This is a genomic window from Bradyrhizobium sp. LB11.1 (assembly GCF_040549385.1).
Classification (GTDB): Bacteria; Pseudomonadota; Alphaproteobacteria; order Rhizobiales; family Xanthobacteraceae; genus Bradyrhizobium.
This window is the reverse complement of the sequence record NZ_JBEPTH010000006.1, coordinates 144,197-163,811: the sequence shown is the minus strand read 5'-3', so window position 1 is coordinate 163,811 and position 19,615 is coordinate 144,197. Positions and strand designations below refer to the sequence as shown.

Below are 19,615 nucleotides of genomic sequence, written 5' to 3'. Positions count from 1 at the left end.
ATCGGCGCAGCAAAAGCCCCCTGCGATCATCTCGCAGGGGGCTTGTGATCATCGGATACCAGAATGGATTAGCCGCCGACGTCGGCGCTGATCACGTCCCCGAACAGCTCCCACTTCTCGCCCTTGAACTTCTCGAGTTGAAGCTGGCTGAGCGGCGCAAAATCGGTCGGCGAGGTGTTGATCTTCACGCCCGGCAGCAGCGCCTCGGTGCGGAAGTCCTTCAGGCTCGCCGCCTGCTTCATGATGTTCTCGCGCGTGAGATTATCACCGCACTGCTTCAGCACCTGGACCAGCGTCTGCGCCACGGCGTAGCCGACGATGGTGCCCTTGTCGAGCTTGTCGCCCTCGGGGAAGTACTTGCCCATGAAGGCCAGGAAGTCCTTCATGCCGGGATCGTTGTTCCACTCCGGATCCGCCACGTCCTTGAGATAGTCGGCCGAGATGATGCCCTGGCCGTTCTCGTATCCGGCGGGCTTCATCACGCTGCCGACGGAGGCGGAGACGTTGTTGAGGAAGTGCAGCGGCTTCCAGCCGATCTCGGCGACCTTCTTGATTGCCTGTGCCGCGAATTTCGGCGTCGAGATGTTCATGAACACGTTGGCGCCGGTCGACTTCATCTTGACGATGTGGCTGTCGATGGTCGGCTCGGAGGTCTCATAGCTCTCCTCCATGACGATCATAGAGGCGGCCTTGGCTCCCAGGCCGTCCTTCAGGCCCTTGAGATAGTCCTTGCCGTAGTCGTCGTTCTGGTAGAGCACGGCGATCTTGGCGTCGGGCTTGTTCTTCAAAAGCCACTTCGCATAGATCTGGGTCTCGCTCTGGTAGTTGGGCTGCCAGCCCATCGTCCACGGGAAGTTCTGCGGATCGTTCCACTTGGTGGCGCCGGTGGCGACGAACAGCTGCGGCACCTTCTTCGAGTTCATGTATTTGTGGATCGCCGAGTTCGGCGGCGTGCCGAGCGAGTTGAAGATGAACAGCACCTCGTCGCTCTCGACCAGCTTGCGCGCCTGCTCAACCGTCTTCGGCGGCGAATACGCATCATCGTAGCTGATATAGGTGATCTTGCGGCCGTTGATGCCGCCTTCGTCGTTGATCTTCTTGAAATAGGCGGCTTCGGTCCGCCCGATGATGCCGTAGGCGGAGGCCGGTCCGCTGTAGGGCATGATGTTGCCGATCTTGATCTCGGTATCGGTCGCGCCGGTATCGTATTTCTTCTGGGCCGACGCGATGGAGGTCGTGGCCGCAATGAGCGCGAGCGCCAGTGACGCGGCCGCAAGCTTGCCGGTGACAGCGGGCATTCCTATCTCCCTATTTTCTTGGTGTGTGTGCGCTCCTTTTTTTGCCTTCATTGTTTTTGGCGACGCGCCAGCAATTCAATACGATTTACCTGTTGCCTTCAACAGAAAGCCCCCGCGACGTCGTCGCAGGGGCTGCGTCTTTAGTAGTCAGGCAGGCTTGTGCAACTGCGAGAGAACTAGACCGTCTTGAGTTGCCTGATGACACTCAAGCTATTCTGAGTTGCTATCAGTGACCGAGGTCACTCGAGATGATATCGCCGAACAATTCCCACGCCTTGCCCTTGAACCGCATCATCTGGAGCTGCTCGATCGGCGCGAAATTGTCGGGCGCGGTGTTGATCTTGATGCCGGGCAGCAGTGTGTCCGGCTCGAAATCCTTTAAGGAAGCGGCCTGCTTCATGATGTTGTCGCGGGTGAGGTTGTCGCCGCACATCTGCAGCACCTTCACCATGGTCTGTGCGGCGGCATAGCCGAACACCACGCCGGCATCGAGCTTGTTGGCCTTCGGGTTGTACTGCGCGAGGAAGTTGTAGAACTTCTTCATGCCGTCATCGGCGTTCCACTGCGGATCGGAGCCGTCCTTAAGGTAGCTCGCCGACAAAATGCCTTGCGAGATCTCGAAGCCCGCCGGCTCGATCACGCCGCCCACGGACGCCGAGACGTTGGAGATGATGTGGACCGGATGCCAGTTGATCTCGGCCGCCTTCTTGATCGCTTGCGCCGCGAATTTCGGCGTGGTGATGCTGATGAACACGTCCGCGCCCGCGGCCTTCAGCTTCACGACATGCTCGTCGATCGCAGGCTCCGAGGTGTCGTAGCCTTCCTCGAGTACGATCATCGAGGCCTTGGCGCCGAGCCCGTCCCTCAGCCCGTTCAAATAGTCCTTGCCGAAATCGTCGTTCTGGTAGAGCACGCCGATCTTGCCGTCCGGCTTCTCCTTCATGATGTACTTGGCGTAGATCTTTGCCTCGCTCGCGTAGCTCGGCTGCCAGCCCATGGTCCAGGGGAAGTTCTTCGGATCGTTCCACTTCGAGGCGCCGCTCGCCACGAACAGTTGCGGCACCTTCTTCTCGTTCATGTATTTGCGGATGGCGCCGTTGGTGGAGGTTCCCAGCGAGCCGAAGATCAGCAGCACGCCGTCGCTCTCGACCAGCTTGCGCGCCTGCTCCACCGTCTTCGGCGGTGAATAGGCATCGTCATACGAGATGAACTTGATCTTGCGGCCGTTGATGCCGCCCTCGGCGTTGATCTTGTTGAAATAGGCGTCCTGGGTCTTGCCGATCGCGGCGTAGGCCGAGGCCGGGCCGCTATAGGGCATGATGTTGCCGATTTTGATCTCGGTATCGGAGGCGCCGCTGTCGTCGGACTTCTGTGCCAGCGCGGGATTGTTCATCGCAGTGCACAACGCGAATGCGGCTGAAAGCACCGCAACCTGAAATCGAACGACAGCCATTTCTCTCCCACCTCACCTGGATCGGCGCCGCATTGAACAAGATTGATGCACGACGTCAACAAAAAGCCCCCGCGTTCGTTCGCGGGGGCCTTGGCAGTTTGGACTATTGCGACAGCGCGTTATTCCGGAGCCACGTCGCCGCTCAGGATGTCGCCGAACTGTTCCCATTTCTCGCCCTTGAACCGCTGCATCTGCAGCTGGCTGATCGGGGCGAAATCGCTGGGGCTGGTGTTGATCTGGACGCCGGGCAGGAGAGTGTCCGGCGTAAAATCCTTCAGGCTCGCCGCCTGCTTCATCAAATTGGCGCGGGTGAGATCGTCGCCGCACTGTTCCAGCGCCTTGGCCAGCGTCTGCGCGGCACCGTAGCCGTAGACGACGCTGGAGTCGGTCTTGTCGGCGCCGGGCATGTACTTGTCGAGGAACTCGGCCCACTTCTTCATGCCGGCATCGTCAGCCCAGCGCGGATCGGCGCCGTCCTTGGCATAGGCCGCCGACAGCACGTTCTGGGCGGCCTCGAAGCCTGCCGGCTTCATCACGCTGCCGACCGAGGCCGACACGTTGGTGATGATCTGGAGCGGTTTCCAGCCGAGCTCGGCCGTCTTCTTGATGGTCTGGGCGCCGAACTTCGGCGTCGTGTAGATCAGGAGCACGTCGGGATTGGCAGCCTTGATCTTGACGATGTGGCCGTCGATCGACGGCTCGGAGACCTCATAGCTCTCCTCCATGATGATCATGGACGAAGCCTTGGCGCCAAAGCCGTCCTTGGTGCCCTTGAGGTAGTCTTTGCCGAAATCGTCGTTCTGATAGAGGATCGCGACCTTGGCGTCGGGCTTTTCCTTGATCAGCCACTTCGCATAGATATGCGCTTCGCTCTGGTAGGAGGGCTGCCAGCCCATGGTCCAGGGGAAGTTCTTCGGGGCGTTCCACTTGGTGGCGCCGGTGGCGACGAACAGCTGCGGGATCTTCTTGGCGTTCAGATATTTCTGGATCGCAGTATTCGAGGGCGTGCCGAGCGGGTTGAACACGGCGAGCACCTCGTCGCTTTCGACCAGCTTGCGGACCTGCTCGACCGCCTTGGGCGGCGAATAGCCGTCGTCATAGGTGACGTAGACGATCTTGCGGCCGTTGATGCCGCCCTTGTCGTTGATCATCTTGAAATAGGCTTCTTCGGTCTTGCCGATGATGCCATAGGCCGAGGCCGGACCGCTGTACGGCATGATGTTGCCGATCTTGATCTCGGTATCGGACGCGCCGGTGTCGTATTTCTTCTGGGCGAGGGCTGCGCTGGAGGCGAGGGTTGCGACCGCAGTCGCGAGCGCTGCGGTTCGCAGTGTTCTTCCGAAAAGCAATTGGGTCTCCTTGGTTAAATGAACAGTCTTGACGAGAGTCTTCAGTTCTTTCTGAACTTACCGACGAGTTGCTGGCCCATGATCGCGACTTGCCTTGCGCCATGCGGCACGAGATAGATGACGAGGAACAGCAGCACGCCGAACACGGCGCCGGAGAGGCCTTTGGAGATGCCCTCCGCGATGTTCGGCACGAAGATGATGAAGGCTGCGCCGACGATCGAGCCGGGCAGCCAGCCGACGCCGCCGACGACCATGCCGAGGAACAGCTGGATCGCGAGCGTGATGGTGAAGCTGTCGGGCGCGACGAACTGCACCGCGATCGCGCTCAGGCCGCCGGCGATGCCGGTGATGGCGGCGGAGACACCGAAGGCGAGCGTCTTGTACAGCGCGACGTTGACGCCCATGGCGGAGGCCGCGATCTCGTTATCGCGGATCGCCATGAAGGCGCGACCCGAGCGGGAGCGCAGCAGGTTCACCGAGAAGATATAGATCGCGAGCACGACGACGAGCGTGAAATAATACAGCCACATGTCCTGCGACATCGGCAGGCCGAACGGCGCGTCGGGCTTGGTGACGACGAGGCCCTGCACGCCGCCGGTCCAGGGCTCGAGAAAGTTCAGCTTGAGCAGTTGCGGCATCGCCGTGGCGAGCGCGAAGGTCGCAAGCGCAAGGTACACGCCGGACAGCCGCAACGCCGGCTGGCCGAACAGGAAGCCCGCGCCGAAGCAGACCACACCCGCGACCGGCAGGCAGAGGAAGTACGGGATGTTGAACTGCTCCATCATGACAGCGGTGACATAGGCGCCGATGCCGTAGAACGCGCTCTGGCCGAGCGAGAACTGGCCGGAACCGCCGGTCAGGATGTTCAGCGCGAGCACCGCCAGGCCCAGATACAACAGCTGGGTCAGCTGGAAGATCACGAAGTTCTTTGCGAACAGCGGAATGGCGATGAGAAGCAGCAGCACCACCACCGAGGTGCCTGTGCCCAGCGTCATGGCCCGCTTCGGAACGGCCTCGACCGCCTCGTTGCCTTCGGCGACGACTTCTTCTGCTGCGCTCATGATCAAACTCGCTTGACGATGTGCCGGCCGAACAGACCAGCGGGTTTGACGACCAGGACGGAGATGATCAGCGCGAGCGCGATCGGGAGTTTCAGCTCATTGCCGACGCCGGGGATGTAGGTGCCGGCGAGGTTCTCGAAGATGCCCATGAGGAAACCGCCGACCACGGCCCCGAGCGGGCTCGTCAGTCCGCCGAGCACCGCTGCGGCGAAGCCGTAGATCAGCACACCGCCCATCATGTTGGGCTCGAGGAACACGACCGGGGCGATCAGCATGCCGGCGATTGCGCCGATCGCGGACGCCATGCCCCAGCCCAGCGCGATCATCCAGGACGTGTTGATACCGACCAGGCGCGCCGATTCAGGCACCGAGGCGGCCGCTCGCATGGCGAGGCCGATCCGCGTGTACTGGAAGAAGAAGTAGAGTCCAATCAGCATCAGCACGGTGACGCCGATCATCCCGGCCTGGTGGGTCGAGATCAGCTGGCTGCCGAGGAACGGCGCGGAGCCGAACGGGGTCGGATACTGCTTGATGGTGAAGTCCCAGATCAGGCCGGCTGAGGAATTGATGATCGCAAACAGCGCGATGAAGCCGGCGACGTTGGTCAGGATCGGCGCTTTCGCGAGCGGCTTGAACAGGATGCGCTCGATGGCGATGCCGCCGAAGAAGGCGAAGACCAGCGTGATCACGAACGCGGCCCAATAAGGCACACCCCACTGCATCAACTGCCACGAGATGAAGGTCGCGAACATCGCCATCTCGCCCTGCGCGAAGTTGAGATGGTCGATCGCCTGGTAGATCATGACCACGGCGAGGGCCATGCAGGCGTAGATGGCACCGGTGGCAATGCCGGCCAGCACCTGGTTGGTAAAAAGCTCCATCGTGCCGGCTCCTCAGTAACCCAGATAGGATTTGCGGATTTCTTCGTTGTTCGCGATGTCCTTGGCATTGCCCGACATCACGATACGGCCGGTCTCGATCACATAGGCCTGGTCGGCGAGCTCGAGCGCGAGTTGGGCGTTCTGCTCGACCACCAGGATCGACACCTTGTCCTCGCGGTTGATCTTGCCGAGGATGCCGAACAGGTCGCGCACGACCAGCGGCGCCAGGCCAAAGGACGGTTCGTCGAGCAGCATCAGGCGCGGCCGCAGCATCAGCGCGCGGGCGACCGCGAGCATTTGCTGCTCGCCGCCGGAAAGTGTACCGGCCTGCTGGGTGTGCCGCTGCTTCAGAACCGGGAAATGCGCATACATGCGCTCAATGTCGGAGACGATGCCGGCGTTGTCCTTGCGGGTGATGGCGCCGAGCTGGAGGTTTTCCTCCACCGTCATGGTGGTGAACGTGCCGCGGCCCTGCGGCACATGGGCGATGCCGAACCGCACGATGTTCTCGGTCGAGCGGTTGTTCAGCGGCTTGCCGTCGAACTCGATGCCGCCGGTGGAGCGCACCATGTTGCAGATCGCGCGCAGCGTCGTGGTCTTGCCGGCGCCGTTGGCGCCGAGCAGGGTCGTCAGCGAGCCTTCGTCGAGCGAGAAGGAGAGGCCATGGAGCGCCTGGACCTGGCCGTAATAGGCACGCAGATCCTTGACGTTGAGCAGCGTCGTCATTGGTCCTTGCTCCCGAGATAGGCCTTGATGACGTCGGGATCCACCTGCACCTGGGCGGGTGTGCCTTCCGCGAGCTTCTTGCCGAAATTCAGCGCGACGACGTGGTCGGCGATCGACATCACGAGGCCCATGTGGTGCTCGACCAGGAGCACGGTCATGTGGCGTTCGTCACGGATTTTGCGGATGAGGTCGCCGAGGACATGGACCTCCTCGTGGTTCAGGCCGCCGGCGGGTTCGTCGAGCAGCAGGATCTTCGGGTCCGCCGCCAGCGCCCGCGCCAGTTCGACACGCTTCTGCGTGCCGAAGGGGAGGCCGGAGACGATGGTGTGGGCGACGTCCTCCAACTCGAGATAAGCGAGGATCTCGTGCACCTTCTTGTTGACGCTGCTTTCGCTGCGGCGAATCCAGGCCAGTCGCAACGAGTCGCTGATGATGTCGCTGGAGGTGCGGGCATGGGTGCCGACGCGGACATTGTCCATCACCGAGAGGTTCGGAAACAGCGCCACGTTCTGGAAGGTGCGGCCGATGCCGATCTCGGCGATCCGGTGCGGCGGCCGCTTCAGGATGCTCGTGCCTTCCATCAGGATGTCGCCGGACGATGGCTGGTAGAGGCGGGAGAGGCAGTTGAAGAGCGTTGTCTTGCCGGCGCCGTTGGGGCCGATCAAGCCGAGGATCTGGCCCTTGTGCATGTCAAAGGACACGCCGTTGAGCGCGACGATGCCGCCGAACACGACGCTGACATCGCGAACGGCGAGCAGGGGCGATGTCCCCTGCGCGAGCTGTGCCTGCGTCATGTCGTCTCGCCCACACGCTTCAGTGGGCGACGAAGCGATGTGAGCCGCTCCCGATGATGACAAAGGCTATCTGAATCCCTCGGCCACACGCGCAACTTTCCCTCCTGATTTCAGCTTTTTGCTGACTTCTTTTTTGGATTGCGGCATCAGACCCCCAAGTGCCGCTTCGATGTTCCTTACCATTGCCAGCAGGCGCGGTCCAATGTCGTTGATCAAACGCTCTTCCGTGAAGCGGAATGCGGGTGCGCCGCAATTCAATGCGTAAGGTCCAGTTCCGTCGTTGAGCCTGAGCGCGACGCCGGCGGCGCCGATGTCGTCGTGCCAGTCACCGACGGACATCGCGAAACCGTATTTCGCGACGGTCTCACCCGAACGTTCCAGTCCGTCGCGCATCTTGGGCCAGCGGCTGCCGTAATGTTCGCGCAGGATACGCGCGACGTCGGCGCGGGCCTCGTCGTCGAGCGCCCAGAAATAGGCGCGGCCCATCGCGCTGGTTGCAATTGGCACGCGGGAGCCCACGTCGAGTTGAACGCCGACCGTCTCGCTGCCACGGCTTTGCCCGAAATAGATCATGCTATGACGGTCGCGGCCGCCGATTGCGACCGCGCCGCCGGTGGCGCGCATCATTTCTTCACGAAACGGCTCGGACAAATGCCGAACGCCGAGATTGGCTAACGCGGCGTAACCGAGCGCCATCGCGGCAGGCGCCAGTTGGTACTTCTCGAAACGGGGAACCGGTGTCAGATAGCCGAGCTTCGTCAGCGTGTAGGTCAGCCGCGACACCGTCGGCTTCGGCAGGTTGGTGCGGGACGCAATCTCCTGATTGCCGAGAAGTCCGTCGCTGGGTTGGAAAGCGCGCAATACGTCGAGCCCGCGGGAAAGCGCGACGACGAAATTCCGATCGGTCGCAGTCTTCTTTCCTGTACGCTTCATCCCTGATCTGCTCTTGCGCGGAGTCGTTGACAAGCCACGTGCTTCAAAATAACCCTGCCGTCAAGATGCGGAATTAAATTCCGCACCGCGAAATCGAACAAAAGTAAACCACCAAGGAGGACACCGTGAGCGAAGTGGTCAAGCTTGAGCGTCATGACGAAGTCGGGATCGTCACGGTCAACAGTCCTCCGGTCAATGCGCTGAGTGCCGCAGTTCGCGGTGGTATCCTGGAGTGCATGAAGGCCGCGATCGCCGACCCCGCGATCAAGGGCATCGTCCTGACCTGCGCCGGCCGCACCTTCATTGCCGGTGCCGACATCACTGAATTCGGCAAGCCGCCGAAGCCGCCGGGCCTGAATGAAGTGCTGGCCGAAATGGAGAATTCGCCGAAGCCGATCGTGGCGGCGATCCACGGCACCGCGCTTGGCGGCGGTCTCGAGGTCGCGTTGGCCTGTCATTTCCGCGTGGCTGTCAAAGAGGCAAAGCTCGGCCTGCCCGAGGTGAAGCTCGGCCTGCTGCCGGGTGCCGGCGGCACCCAGCGCCTGCCGCGTGCGGTCGGTCCTGAGCTCGCCGTCAAGATGATCGTCGGTGGCGATCCAATCGGCGCCGCTGAAGCGTTGAAAAATGGCCTGATCGAGGAGATCGTCGAAGGTCCGGCCTCCGGCGGCGAAGCCTTCGTCCGCAAGCTGCTCGCGGAGAAGCGCCCGTTGCGCCGTCTGCGCGACGACGATTCCAAGATCGCGGCTGCGAAGGCCGACCGCTCGATCTTCACCAACGCGGTCGCGGCCATGACCAAGAAGTCGCGCGGCCTGGAAGCGCCGTTCGCGGCGGCCGATGCCGTCGGCGCAGCGATCGACCTGTCGTTCGACGAAGGTCTCAAGAAGGAGCGCGAGGGCTTCCTCAAGCTCGTCGCCAGCGACCAGTCCAAGGCGCAGCGCTATGCCTTCTTCGCCGAGCGCGAAGCCGCCAAGATCGCGGGCGTGCCTGAAGGCACCAAGTCGCGCCCCGTTAACCGCGTCGCCATTCTCGGCGCCGGCACCATGGGCGGCGGCATCGCGATGTCCTTTGCCAATGCCGGCGTTCCCGTCACCCTGATCGAGACCGGCGAGGAGCAGCTCAAGCGCGGCCTCGGCATCATGCAGAAAAACTGGGAGGCAACCGCCGCGCGCGGCGGTATTCCGGCCGATGCGCCCGCCAAGCGTATGGCGCTGATCACCGGCGTCGTCGGCATCGAGAATGTCGGCGATGCCGACCTCGTCATCGAAGCCGTGTTCGAGACCATGGCGGTGAAGAAGGAAGTGTTCGGCAAGCTCGACCAGTACGTCAAGCCGGGCGCCGTGCTGGCCTCCAACACCTCCTACCTGAACATCGACGAGATTGCGAAGTCGACCAAGCGTCCGCAGGACGTGCTCGGCATGCACTTCTTCTCGCCGGCCAACGTCATGAAGCTGTGCGAGATCGTGCGCGCCGACAAGACCGCGCCGGATGCGCTGGTCACCGCGGTGAATATCGCCCGCAAGATCGCCAAGGTGCCGGCCGTTGTCGGCGTCTGCGACGGCTTTGTCGGCAACCGCATGCTGGCCCAGCGCGGCAAGCAATCCGAGAAGCTGTTGTTCGAAGGTGCCTTGCCGCAGCAAGTGGACGCCGTGGTGACAAAATTCGGCATGCCGATGGGACCGTTCGCGATGGGCGATCTCGCCGGTCTCGACATTGGCTGGCGCTCGCGCAAGGACCGCGGCATCAAGTCGGAGATCGCGGATGCGCTCTGCGAAGCCGGCCGCTTCGGCCAGAAGACCGGCAAGGGCTATTACAAGTACGAAGCAGGCTCCCGTTCGGCGCTGCCCGATCCCGAGGTCGAGAAGCTGATCGACGAGACGCTGCTGCGTCTCGGCCGCAAGAAGCGCATCGTCAGCGACGACGAGATCCTCGAGCGCATGATGTACCCGATGATCAACGAGGGCGCGAAGATCCTCGAAGAGGGCATCGCGGCGCGTCCCTCAGACATCGACGTGGTCTGGCTCTACGGCTATGGCTGGCCGATCTACCGCGGCGGCCCGATGTTCTGGGCCGACACCGTCGGCCTCAAGCACATCGCTGATCGCTTGGCCTTCTACGCCAAGGAGACCAACGACCCGAGCCTCGAGCCTTCCCCGCTGCTGAAGAAGCTTGCGGCGGAAGGCAAGACGTTTGCGTCACTCGCCGCGGCGTCGAAGGCGGCTTGATGGCCGCTGGTACCCCGATGGGCGAATCCATTTCGCCGTTGAGCGCACCGCCTGATGGATTCTCCGATGCGCAATTGCGCATCGGATCTCGCGACTTCGTCGCGCCCCGGAATGACAGCTAGTGTGGTTTAAGGACGCAATGACCCATCCCGGCGAACAGTTTTACCCCGAGGGCGTGCATTGGGACGACACTATCGTCCAGGGCACGCTGCCTGACCTGCTCTCGACGGCCGCCGCGAATTACGGGCCGCGGACCGCGCTGGAGTTTCGCGATCGTCCGATCACCTATACCGAACTCGCGGGAATGGCCGAGCGCGCGGCTGCAGCGTTCCTGCGCGCCGGCTGCGGCAAGAACACCTCCGTCGCGCTGTTCCTCGGCAACACGCCGGACCATCCCGTCAATTTCTTCGGCGCGCTGAAGGCTGGCGCCCGGGTCGCGCATCTCTCGCCGCTCGATGGCGAGATTGCGCTGACGCACAAGGTTTCCGATTCCGGTTCGCGCCTGCTGGTCACCTCGAACCTCCGGGCCTTGCTCCCGACCGCGTTGAAATTCCTGGAGAAGGGGCTGATCGATCGCCTCGTCGTCTGCGAGGACGACGATTGGGGCAAGGTCGGCACACCGCAGGCGGCAATCCCCAACGATCCCCGCATCGTCACCTTCAAGGCCTTCGTCGAGGGGGCGCCGCTGCCGGCGCAATGGCCCGCTGTTGCGGTCGACGACGTCGCGCTGCTGCAATATACCGGCGGCACCACCGGCCTGCCGAAGGGCGCCATGCTGACGCACGGCAATCTCACCTCGGCGGTGTCGATCTACGAGGTCTGGGGTCTGCCGACGCGCGCGGCGCGTGGCGCGGCCGTCGAGCGCGTGATCTGCGTGCTGCCGCTGTTTCACATCTATGCGCTCACCGTCGTGCTGCTGTCGTCGCTCAGCCGCGGCAATCTGATCTCGCTGCATCAGCGTTTCGATGTCGAAGCCGTGATGCGCGACATCGAGGTCAAGCGCGCGACCTATTTCCCGGGCGTGCCGACGATGTGGATCGCGATCGCAGCGCTGCCCGATCTCGACAAACGCGACTTCTCCTCGCTGGTCGCCATCGGCTCCGGCGGCGCGCCGCTGCCGGTCGAGGTTGCAAGCTTCTTCGAACGCAAGGTCGGCAAGAAGCTCAAGAGCGGCTGGGGCATGACCGAGACCTGCTCGCCCGGCACCGGCCATCCGCCCGTTGGTCCCGAAAAGCCCGGCTCGATCGGTCTGACGCTGCCGGGCATCGAGCTCGACGTCGTCTCGCTGGAAGACCCCTCAAAGGTGCTGCCGACGGGCGAAGTCGGCGAGATCCGCATCAAGGGTCCGAATGTCACCAAGGGTTACTGGAACAAGCAGAAGGAAGCCGCGGAGTATTTCTCCGACGGCCGCTTTCTTACCGGCGACATCGGCTATGTCGACACCGACGGTTACTTCTTCCTGGTCGACCGCAAGAAGGACATGATCATCTCCGGCGGCTTCAACGTCTACCCGCAGATGATCGAGCAGGCCATCTACACCGTATCAGGCGTGCACGAGGTGATCGTGCTCGGCATTCCCGACCCGTATCGGGGCGAGGCCGCAAAAGCCTTCATCAAGCTGAAGCCGGACGCAAAGCCGTTCTCGCTCGACGAGCTGCGCGCGCAGCTCACCGGCAAGGTCGGCAAGCACGAACTGCCGGCGGAAGTCGAGTTCGTCGACGATCTGCCGCGCACGCCGGTTGGAAAGCTGTCGCGCCACGAATTGCGCCAGCAGCGGAAACCATCACAATCCACGCAACCAGGAGGTCGCTCTTGACCGACGCCGTCATCGTTTCCACCGCCCGCACGCCGATCGGCAAGGCCTATCGCGGCATGCTCAACGCCACCGAGGGTGCGACCCTGCTCGGCCATGCCATTGGCGAAGCCGTCGCGCGCGCCAAGGTCGATCCGAAGGAGATCGAGGACGTCGTGATGGGGGCGGCGCTCCAGCAGGGTTCGACCGGTGGCAACATCGCGCGCAAGGCGCTGCTCCGGGCTGGTTTGCCCGTCACCGTCGCCGGCACCACCATCGATCGCCAGTGCGCCTCGGGCCTGCAGGCGATCGCGCTGGCCGCACGTTCGGTGATCTTCGACGGCGTCGAGATCGCGGTCGGCGGCGGCGGCGAGTCGATCAGCCTCGTGCAGAACGACAAGATGAACGGCTTCCACGCCCAGGATCCGGCGCTGCTCAAGATCAAGGGCGAGGTCTACATGCCCATGATCGACACCGCCGAAATCGTCGCCAAGCGCTACGGCATCTCGCGCGAGAAGCAGGACGAATATTCGCTGGAGAGTCAGCGCCGCACGGCCGCCGCGCAGCAGGGCGGCAAGTTCAAGGACGAGCTCGCGCCGATCACCACGCAGATGGCGGTCACCGACAAGGCCACCGGCGTGGTGTCGATGAAGGAAGTGACGCTGTCGCAGGACGAAGGTCCGCGCCCCGAGACCACGGCTGAAGGTCTCGCCGGGCTCAAGGCTGTGCGCGGCGAAGGTTTCTCCATCACCGCCGGCAATGCCAGCCAGCTCTCGGACGGTGCCAGCGCCAGCGTGATCATGAGCGACAAGGAAGCGGCCAAGCGCGGCCTCCAGCCGCTCGGCATCTTCCGCGGCTTCGTCTCCGCCGGCTGCGAGCCGGACGAGATGGGCATCGGCCCGGTCTTCGCCGTGCCGCGTCTGCTCAAGCGTCATGGCCTGACGGTCGACGACATCGGCCTCTGGGAGCTGAACGAGGCCTTCGCGGTGCAGGTGCTGTATTGCCGCGACAAGCTCGGCATCGACCCCGACAAGATCAACGTCGACGGCGGCGCGATTGCGGTCGGCCATCCCTACGGCATGTCGGGCGCGCGCCTGACCGGCCACGCCTTGATCGAAGGCCGCCGCCGCAAGGCGAAATATGCGGTCGTCACGATGTGCGTCGGCGGCGGCATGGGCGCGGCCGGCTTGTTCGAGATTTTGCAGTAATTCACAGGAGGATCCGATGGATCTCGCATTCACGAAGGAAGAGCAGGCGTTTCGCGAGGAAGTGCGGTCATTCTTCCGCGACAACGTGCCGCCGGATACGCGGCGCAAGCTGGTCGAGGGCCGCCACCTCTCGAAGGACGAGATGGTGACGTGGTGGCGCATCCTCAACAAGAAGGGCTGGGGCACCAGCCACTGGCCGACGCAGTATGGCGGCACCGGCTGGAGCTCCGTGCAGCACTACATCTTCAACGAGGAGCTGCAGTCCTATCCGGCACCGCAGCCGCTCGCCTTCGGCGTCAGCATGGTCGGCCCGGTCATCTACACCTTCGGCAATGAAGCGCAGAAGAAGCAATACCTGCCGCGTATCGCCAATGTCGACGATTGGTGGTGCCAGGGTTTTTCGGAGCCCGGCTCCGGCTCCGATCTCGCTTCGCTGAAGACGAAAGCCGAGCGCAAGGGCGACAAGTGGATCATCAACGGCCAGAAGACCTGGACCACGCTGGCCCAGCACGCCGACATGATCTTCTGCCTCTGCCGCACCGACAATAATGCGAAGAAGCAGATGGGCATCTCCTTCATCGTGTTCCCGATGAAGTCGAAGGGCGTCACGGTGCGCCCGATCCAGACCATCGACGGCGGCGTCGAGGTCAACGAGGTCTTCTTCGATGACGTCGAGGTGCCCGTCGAGAATCTGATCGGCGAGGAGAACAAGGGCTGGGATTACGCAAAATTCCTGCTCGGCAATGAGCGCACCGGCATCGCCCGCGTCGGCGTCTCCAAGGAGCGGCTGCGCCGCATCCGCGATCTGGCCTCCAAGGTCGAATCCGGCGGCAAGCCGATCATCCAGGACGCGGCCTTCCGCGAGAAGCTCGCGGCGTGCGAGATCGAGCTGAAGGCGCTCGAACTGACGCAGCTCCGCGTCGTCGCCGACGAAGGCAAGCACGGCAAGGGCAAGCCCAATCCGGCCTCGTCCGTGCTGAAGATCAAGGGCTCCGAGATCCAGCAGACCACCACCGAGCTGCTGATGGAAGTGATCGGCCCGTTCGCCGCGCCTTATGACGTGCACGGTGACGACGGCTCGAACGAAGCGATGGACTGGACCGCCCAGATCGCGCCGAGCTACTTCAACAACCGCAAAGTCTCGATCTACGGCGGCTCCAACGAGATCCAGCGCAACATCATCGCCAAGGCGGTGCTGGGATTGTGATGCTTTCTTCTCCCTCGCCCCGCTCTTGCGGGGAGAGGGCGGGGTGAGGGGCTTCTCTCCCGGTAAAGATTGTCGAGAGAGCGGTACCGCCTCACCCGGATCGCACCGGACGATGCTTCGCATCGCCGAGGCGATCCGACCTCTCCCCGCAAGCGGGGCGAGGTGAAGAGGCACCCCACGCAACGCGGACATTTGTTAGTTTGAGGAAACAGAGATGGATTTTGATTTGAACGAGGAGCAGCGGCTCCTGAAGGACAGCATCGACGGCCTGCTGACCGATGCCTACGATTTCGAGAGCCGCAAGAAATACATGAAGGAGAAGGGCGGCTGGAGCCAGGCCGTCTGGGGCAAGCTCGCCGAGCAGGGCCTGCTCGGTCTGCCGTTCGCGGAGGCCGATGGCGGCTTCGGCGGCGGCGGCGTCGAGACCATGATCGTGATGGAAGCGCTCGGCAAAGCGCTGGTGCTCGAGCCTTACCTCGCGACCGTCGTGATCGGCGGCGGCTTCCTGCGCCATGCCGGCACTGATGCGCAGAAGGCCGCGCATGTGCCCGGCATCGTCGACGGCAGCAAGACGCTCGCCTTCGCCCAGCTCGAGAAGAACTCGCGCTACGACCTGTTCGATGTCGCCACGACGGCGAAGAAGAAGGGCGACGGCTGGGTCATCGACGGCGAAAAATTCGTCGTGCTCAACGGCGAGAATGCCGACACCCTCATCGTCACCGCGCGCACCAAGGGCGGCCGCCGCGATACGACCGGCGTCGGCGTGTTCCTGGTCCCGGCGAATGCCAAGGGCGTGACGAAGAAATCGTACCCGACCCAGGACGGCCTCCATGCCGCCGACATCACCTTGACGGGTGTCGAGGTCGGCGCGGACGCGGCGATCGGCAATCCCGACGATAGCCTCGCGCTGATCGAACGCGTGGTGGACGAAGGGCGCGTCGCGCTCTGCGCCGAAGCGGTCGGCCTGATGGATGAATCGCTCAAGACCACGGTCGAGTACATTAAGACGCGCAAGCAATTCGGCGTCGCGATCGGCTCGTTCCAGTCGCTGCAGCACCGCGCCTCCGACATGTTCGTCGCGGCCGAGCAGGCGCGCTCGATGTCGATGTTCGCGACCATGGCGGGTGATTTCGCGGACGCCAGGGAGCGCTCCAACGCCATCGCTGCGGCCAAGGTGCAGATCGGCAAGTCGCTGAAATTCGTGGGACAGCAGGCGATCCAGCTTCACGGCGGCATCGGCATGACCATGGAGGCGAAGATCGGCCACTATTTCAAGCGCCTGACCATGATCGAGAACACCTTTGGCGACACCGACTACCACCAGCGCCGCGTCGCGGATGGCGGCGGGTTGATCTGAGTTGATCTAGACCACACGAAGACTGTCATCCCCCGCGAAAGCGGGGGATCCAGTACGCCGCGGCTTCTCGGTTCTAGCCGCGCCGTCTCTGGAATACTGGATCGCCCGATCAAGTCGGGCGATGACACCGAGTAAATGGCGTCAACGAGGCAACAACAATGAAAAACACCCCGTTCGATCTCACCGGCAAAGTCGCCGTGGTCACCGGCTCCAGCCGCGGCATCGGCCGCTCCTCGGCCGAACTGCTGGCAAAACTCGGCGCCAAGGTCGTGGTCTCCTCGCGCAAGGCCGAGGCCTGCAAGGAAGTCGCCGACGGCATCAATGCGTCCGGTGGCGATGCCACCGTCATCCCCTGCAACATCGCGCGCAAGGCCGAGGTCGAGGCGCTGATCTCGGGCACGATCAAGCATTACGGCAAGATCGACATCCTGGTCTGCAACGCGGCGGTGAACCCGTATTACGGCCCGCTGCTCGACATCACCGACGAGGCCTTTGACAAGATCATGGGCTCGAACGTCAAGAGCAACATCTGGCTCTCGGCGCTCGCGATCCCGCAGATGGCGGAGCGTGGTAACGGTTCGGTCGTCATCATCTCCTCGATCGGCGGCCTGCGCGGCTCGACCGTGATCGGCGCCTACGGCATCTCGAAGGCTGCCGACTTCGCGCTGTGCCGCTCGCTTGCCGGCGAATGGGGCCCGAAAGGCGTTCGCGTCAACTGCATCGCGCCCGGCCTCGTGAAGACCGATTTCGCCCGCGCGCTGTGGGAAGACGAAGCGAATCTCAAACGCCGCACCGCCACCACCCCGTTGCGCCGCATCGGCGAGCCCGACGAGATCGCCGGCGCAGTCGCCTATCTCGCCTCGGATGCGTCGAGCTTCATGACCGGACAGACCATCGTCATCGATGGCGGCGTGACCACGGCGTCGGTGTAGTCGCCGCTACCGGCCGCGGGTGCCGCCGCGCTCGGCCAGGGCGCTTTCGATGGCGCGCACGACGAGCAGGGCCGATCTCTCGTCGAGATGCACGCCGTCGGCCCAGCGCAATTCGTCCATCGGCGGATGGATCGGCAGCCAACGCGCGCGATCCGGGAAGGCGGCGTGGACGATCGCCTTGCTCATCCTGACCATGCGGGAGTCCTCGATCTCCGCCGCGAAGGGAATCTCGAGCAGGAAGACGCGTGATCCCCGCCGCTCGATGTCGTCGACGAGCTCCTTGATGCGCGCCACATTCACCCGCGCCGGAATGGTGGGGTCGTCGTCATTCATCTGTTGCACGGCACGGTCGAGATAGATCTTGTTGTCGAATGGGCTCGGCGGCTCGCTGAGCAGGTGATCCCGCTCGGCGCGCGCCTGCTCAGGATTCGGCGGCGCGTGATTCCACGTCTCGTAGGCGGCGACGGCCGTTCGCACCGGGCGCAGGAACAGCGCCTCGGTGCCCGCGCCGCCGGAGAATTTGCGGATCAGTGCCTCGTCGGGCAGGCGCGTGAGAACATTGGTCTCGATCAGCACGATCTTCGGCAGGCTTTTCTGCTTCGCGACGATATCGAGGCTGGTCACCGGCGAGCCGCCGGCGAGAGCAAGATTGCGGACGCCGGCTCGCGAGAAATATTCCTCCTTGAGCCGCCAGGCGACCGAGCTGCCGACCAGCACGAGGTCGGGCATGGGTTCCCGGACATAGCGGTTGAGGGTGATGATGTTGCCGTCGCGGGTCGTGACGGTCGGCTGTTGCAGCGCGGAGCCGAAGCGCGCGGTGGCAAGGCCGCAGGCCAGCAGCAACATTGCGGCGACGCAAGCGCATTTGATCAGCCATGAATGCTGTGATGATTGCTGCATGGTCAGAACTGGAAATAGATGAAGGCGGCGTCCGGTCCGGCCTCAAGCCAGGCCATCGCCGCGAGCGCACCATAGAGATATGGCTCCCATCGCCGCAATTTTCCGCTCAGGAGAGCACCGATGCCAAGGTGCTGGATCAGGACGGGAAGGGCGTAGAGCAGCGCCATGTTGCGGAACAGCTTTGTCGGATTGGGATTGTCAGTCGGCGAGAACATGCCCGAGAGATAGCCGAGCGCGTGCTCGAAGTTCGGCAGCTTGAAGAAGATCCACAGCATCGTCACGCAGAAAAACACCGCGCCCATGCGGACGACCCGGACCGCTGGGCCCGCTTCGCCGAGCAATGTCAGAAACGGGCGCTCAACGACGAGCAGCAGGCCGTGCAGCATGCCCCACAGCCCGTAGCTCAAGCTCGCGCCGTGCCAGAGCCCGCCGAGCGTCATCACGATCATCAGATTGAGGCAGGTTCTAATAGGCCCTTTTCTGTTACCGCCGAGCGGGATGTAGAGATAGGTCCTGAGCCAGGTCGACAGCGAGATGTGCCAGCGGGTCCAGAACTCGGAGAACGAGACCGAGATGTAGGGCAGGTCAAAATTGACGGGCAGGCGGTAGCCGAACAGCAGCCCGAGGCCGAGCGCGATCGCAGAGTAGCCGAAGAAATCGGCATAGATCTGGTAGCTGTAGAGAAACACCAGCAGCCAGCGGTCCGGCGTCGCCACGGCCTCGTAGAGCGGATAGTCCATGTAGGACGTCATCTCGTTGAGATTGTTCGCGACGTAGAGCTTGAAGAAGAAGCCGGCCAGGATCCATTTTGCGGCCGCCACGACATCGACGTCAGCGAGACGCTTGGGCGCGATCTGCGGCATGAACTGGCCCGCGCGCGTGATCGGCCCGGACACGAGCTGTGGGAAGAAGATGATGTAGAGGAACACATCGCGCAAGCGTGGCGGCCGCTTCTCGCGCGTCAGGTCGACCAGCAGGCTGATATTGTGGAACACGAAGAACGAGATGCCGATCGGCAACGGCAGCCGCAGCAGGACGTCGATCGGTGCGACGCCGGTCAGCTGGGCTGCGGCCGGGTCGATGAACAGCAGCTTGTATTTGAAGAACGCCAGCAGCGCGAGATTGAAGACGATGCCGGCCGGCATCCAGACCGCGCGGTTGTCGAACGCCAGCACCAGGCAGAGATAGGTTCCGAGCACGGCGAGCAGCAGCAGCGGCAGCAGGGCCGGCTGGCCGGAGCCATAGAACACCAGGCTCGCGAGCACCAGCAGCTGGACCTGGAAGCGGCGCAACGGCGGCAAATAATAGGCACCAAACACGACCGCAACAAAGATGCCGAACTGAATTGAAGTGAATGTCATGCCGCCCCGTACTACCCGGTCCGGCATGTACCATCTTCGCTCCCGCCGTCCTAGTCTCCCGGCCGGGTCTGCTTTTTTCCCTCTCCCCTTGTGGGAGAGGGTGGATCGCCGCGAAGCGGCGAGACGGGTGAGGGGTTTCTA

At 63.3% G+C, this 19,615-nt stretch carries 16 protein-coding genes; 6 read left to right on the top strand and 10 right to left on the bottom strand.

What is annotated here, in order from left to right; translation table 11 throughout:
* Positions 1-68: 68 nt before the first annotated feature.
* The 8 genes from ABIA96_RS17725 to ABIA96_RS17690 all read right to left on the bottom strand — a co-directional run bounded on the left by ABIA96_RS17725 (position 69) and on the right by ABIA96_RS17690 (position 8,495).
* Positions 69-1,298 (bottom strand): ABC transporter substrate-binding protein, encoded by a 1,230-nt coding sequence (locus ABIA96_RS17725; protein ID WP_354138333.1) that lies wholly within the window; start codon positions 1,296-1,298, stop codon positions 69-71.
* A gap of 226 nt (positions 1,299-1,524) precedes the next feature.
* A complete protein-coding gene (locus ABIA96_RS17720; protein WP_354138332.1) occupies positions 1,525-2,751 on the bottom strand; it encodes an ABC transporter substrate-binding protein in 1,227 nt (408 codons plus the stop codon).
* A gap of 119 nt (positions 2,752-2,870) precedes the next feature.
* Complete coding sequence (locus ABIA96_RS17715; protein WP_354138331.1) at positions 2,871-4,100, bottom strand: ABC transporter substrate-binding protein; 1,230 nt, start codon at positions 4,098-4,100, stop codon at positions 2,871-2,873.
* A gap of 41 nt (positions 4,101-4,141) precedes the next feature.
* Complete coding sequence (locus ABIA96_RS17710; RefSeq protein ID WP_354138330.1) at positions 4,142-5,161, bottom strand: branched-chain amino acid ABC transporter permease; 1,020 nt, start codon at positions 5,159-5,161, stop codon at positions 4,142-4,144.
* A 2-nt stretch (positions 5,162-5,163) separates the two neighbouring features.
* Positions 5,164-6,042: a branched-chain amino acid ABC transporter permease gene (locus tag ABIA96_RS17705; protein ID WP_354138329.1), complete on the bottom strand. Its 879-nt coding sequence runs from the start codon at positions 6,040-6,042 to the stop codon at positions 5,164-5,166.
* 12 nt (positions 6,043-6,054) lie between these two features.
* Complete coding sequence (locus ABIA96_RS17700) at positions 6,055-6,768, bottom strand: ABC transporter ATP-binding protein (protein WP_354138328.1); 714 nt, start codon at positions 6,766-6,768, stop codon at positions 6,055-6,057.
* A complete protein-coding gene (locus ABIA96_RS17695; RefSeq protein ID WP_354138327.1) occupies positions 6,765-7,562 on the bottom strand; it encodes an ABC transporter ATP-binding protein in 798 nt (265 codons plus the stop codon). Before ABIA96_RS17695 ends, ABIA96_RS17700 begins: the two co-directional genes overlap by 4 nt.
* Before the next feature lie 66 nt (positions 7,563-7,628).
* The gene (locus ABIA96_RS17690; protein ID WP_354138326.1) at positions 7,629-8,495 is read right to left on the bottom strand and encodes an IclR family transcriptional regulator; all 867 of its coding nucleotides are present in this window, start codon (positions 8,493-8,495) and stop codon (positions 7,629-7,631) included.
* 125 nt (positions 8,496-8,620) lie between these two features.
* Between ABIA96_RS17690 and ABIA96_RS17685 the strand changes: the two genes are divergently transcribed.
* From ABIA96_RS17685 to ABIA96_RS17660, 6 genes are all read left to right on the top strand, one after another.
* A complete protein-coding gene (locus ABIA96_RS17685) occupies positions 8,621-10,717 on the top strand; it encodes a 3-hydroxyacyl-CoA dehydrogenase NAD-binding domain-containing protein (RefSeq protein ID WP_354138325.1) in 2,097 nt (698 codons plus the stop codon).
* Between the two features lie 139 nt (positions 10,718-10,856).
* Positions 10,857-12,533 (top strand): dicarboxylate--CoA ligase PimA, encoded by a 1,677-nt coding sequence (pimA, locus tag ABIA96_RS17680; RefSeq protein WP_354138324.1) that lies wholly within the window; start codon positions 10,857-10,859, stop codon positions 12,531-12,533.
* Entirely contained in the window at positions 12,530-13,717 is a 1,188-nt protein-coding gene (locus tag ABIA96_RS17675) for an acetyl-CoA C-acyltransferase (RefSeq protein ID WP_354138323.1), read from the top strand. The genes pimA and ABIA96_RS17675 overlap by 4 nt, the downstream gene beginning before the upstream one ends.
* Positions 13,718-13,733: 16 nt before the next feature.
* Positions 13,734-14,924 carry a pimeloyl-CoA dehydrogenase large subunit gene (gene pimC, locus ABIA96_RS17670; RefSeq protein ID WP_354138322.1) on the top strand — a complete coding sequence of 397 codons (1,191 nt, stop codon included), beginning with the start codon at positions 13,734-13,736 and terminating at the stop codon, positions 14,922-14,924.
* Between the two features lie 214 nt (positions 14,925-15,138).
* A complete protein-coding gene (gene pimD / locus ABIA96_RS17665; RefSeq protein ID WP_354138321.1) occupies positions 15,139-16,281 on the top strand; it encodes a pimeloyl-CoA dehydrogenase small subunit in 1,143 nt (380 codons plus the stop codon).
* Positions 16,282-16,439: 158 nt separating this feature from the next.
* Positions 16,440-17,213 carry an SDR family NAD(P)-dependent oxidoreductase gene (locus ABIA96_RS17660; protein WP_354138320.1) on the top strand — a complete coding sequence of 258 codons (774 nt, stop codon included), beginning with the start codon at positions 16,440-16,442 and terminating at the stop codon, positions 17,211-17,213.
* Between the two features lie 6 nt (positions 17,214-17,219).
* Here the strand turns inward: ABIA96_RS17660 and ABIA96_RS17655 are convergent, their stop codons facing one another.
* A complete protein-coding gene (locus ABIA96_RS17655) occupies positions 17,220-18,113 on the bottom strand; it encodes a hypothetical protein (protein ID WP_354138319.1) in 894 nt (297 codons plus the stop codon).
* A 2-nt stretch (positions 18,114-18,115) separates the two neighbouring features.
* On the bottom strand, positions 18,116-19,474 hold the full coding sequence (locus ABIA96_RS17650) for an MBOAT family O-acyltransferase (RefSeq protein ID WP_354138318.1): 1,359 nt from the start codon (positions 19,472-19,474) through the stop codon (positions 18,116-18,118).
* Positions 19,475-19,615: the final 141 nt, after the last annotated feature.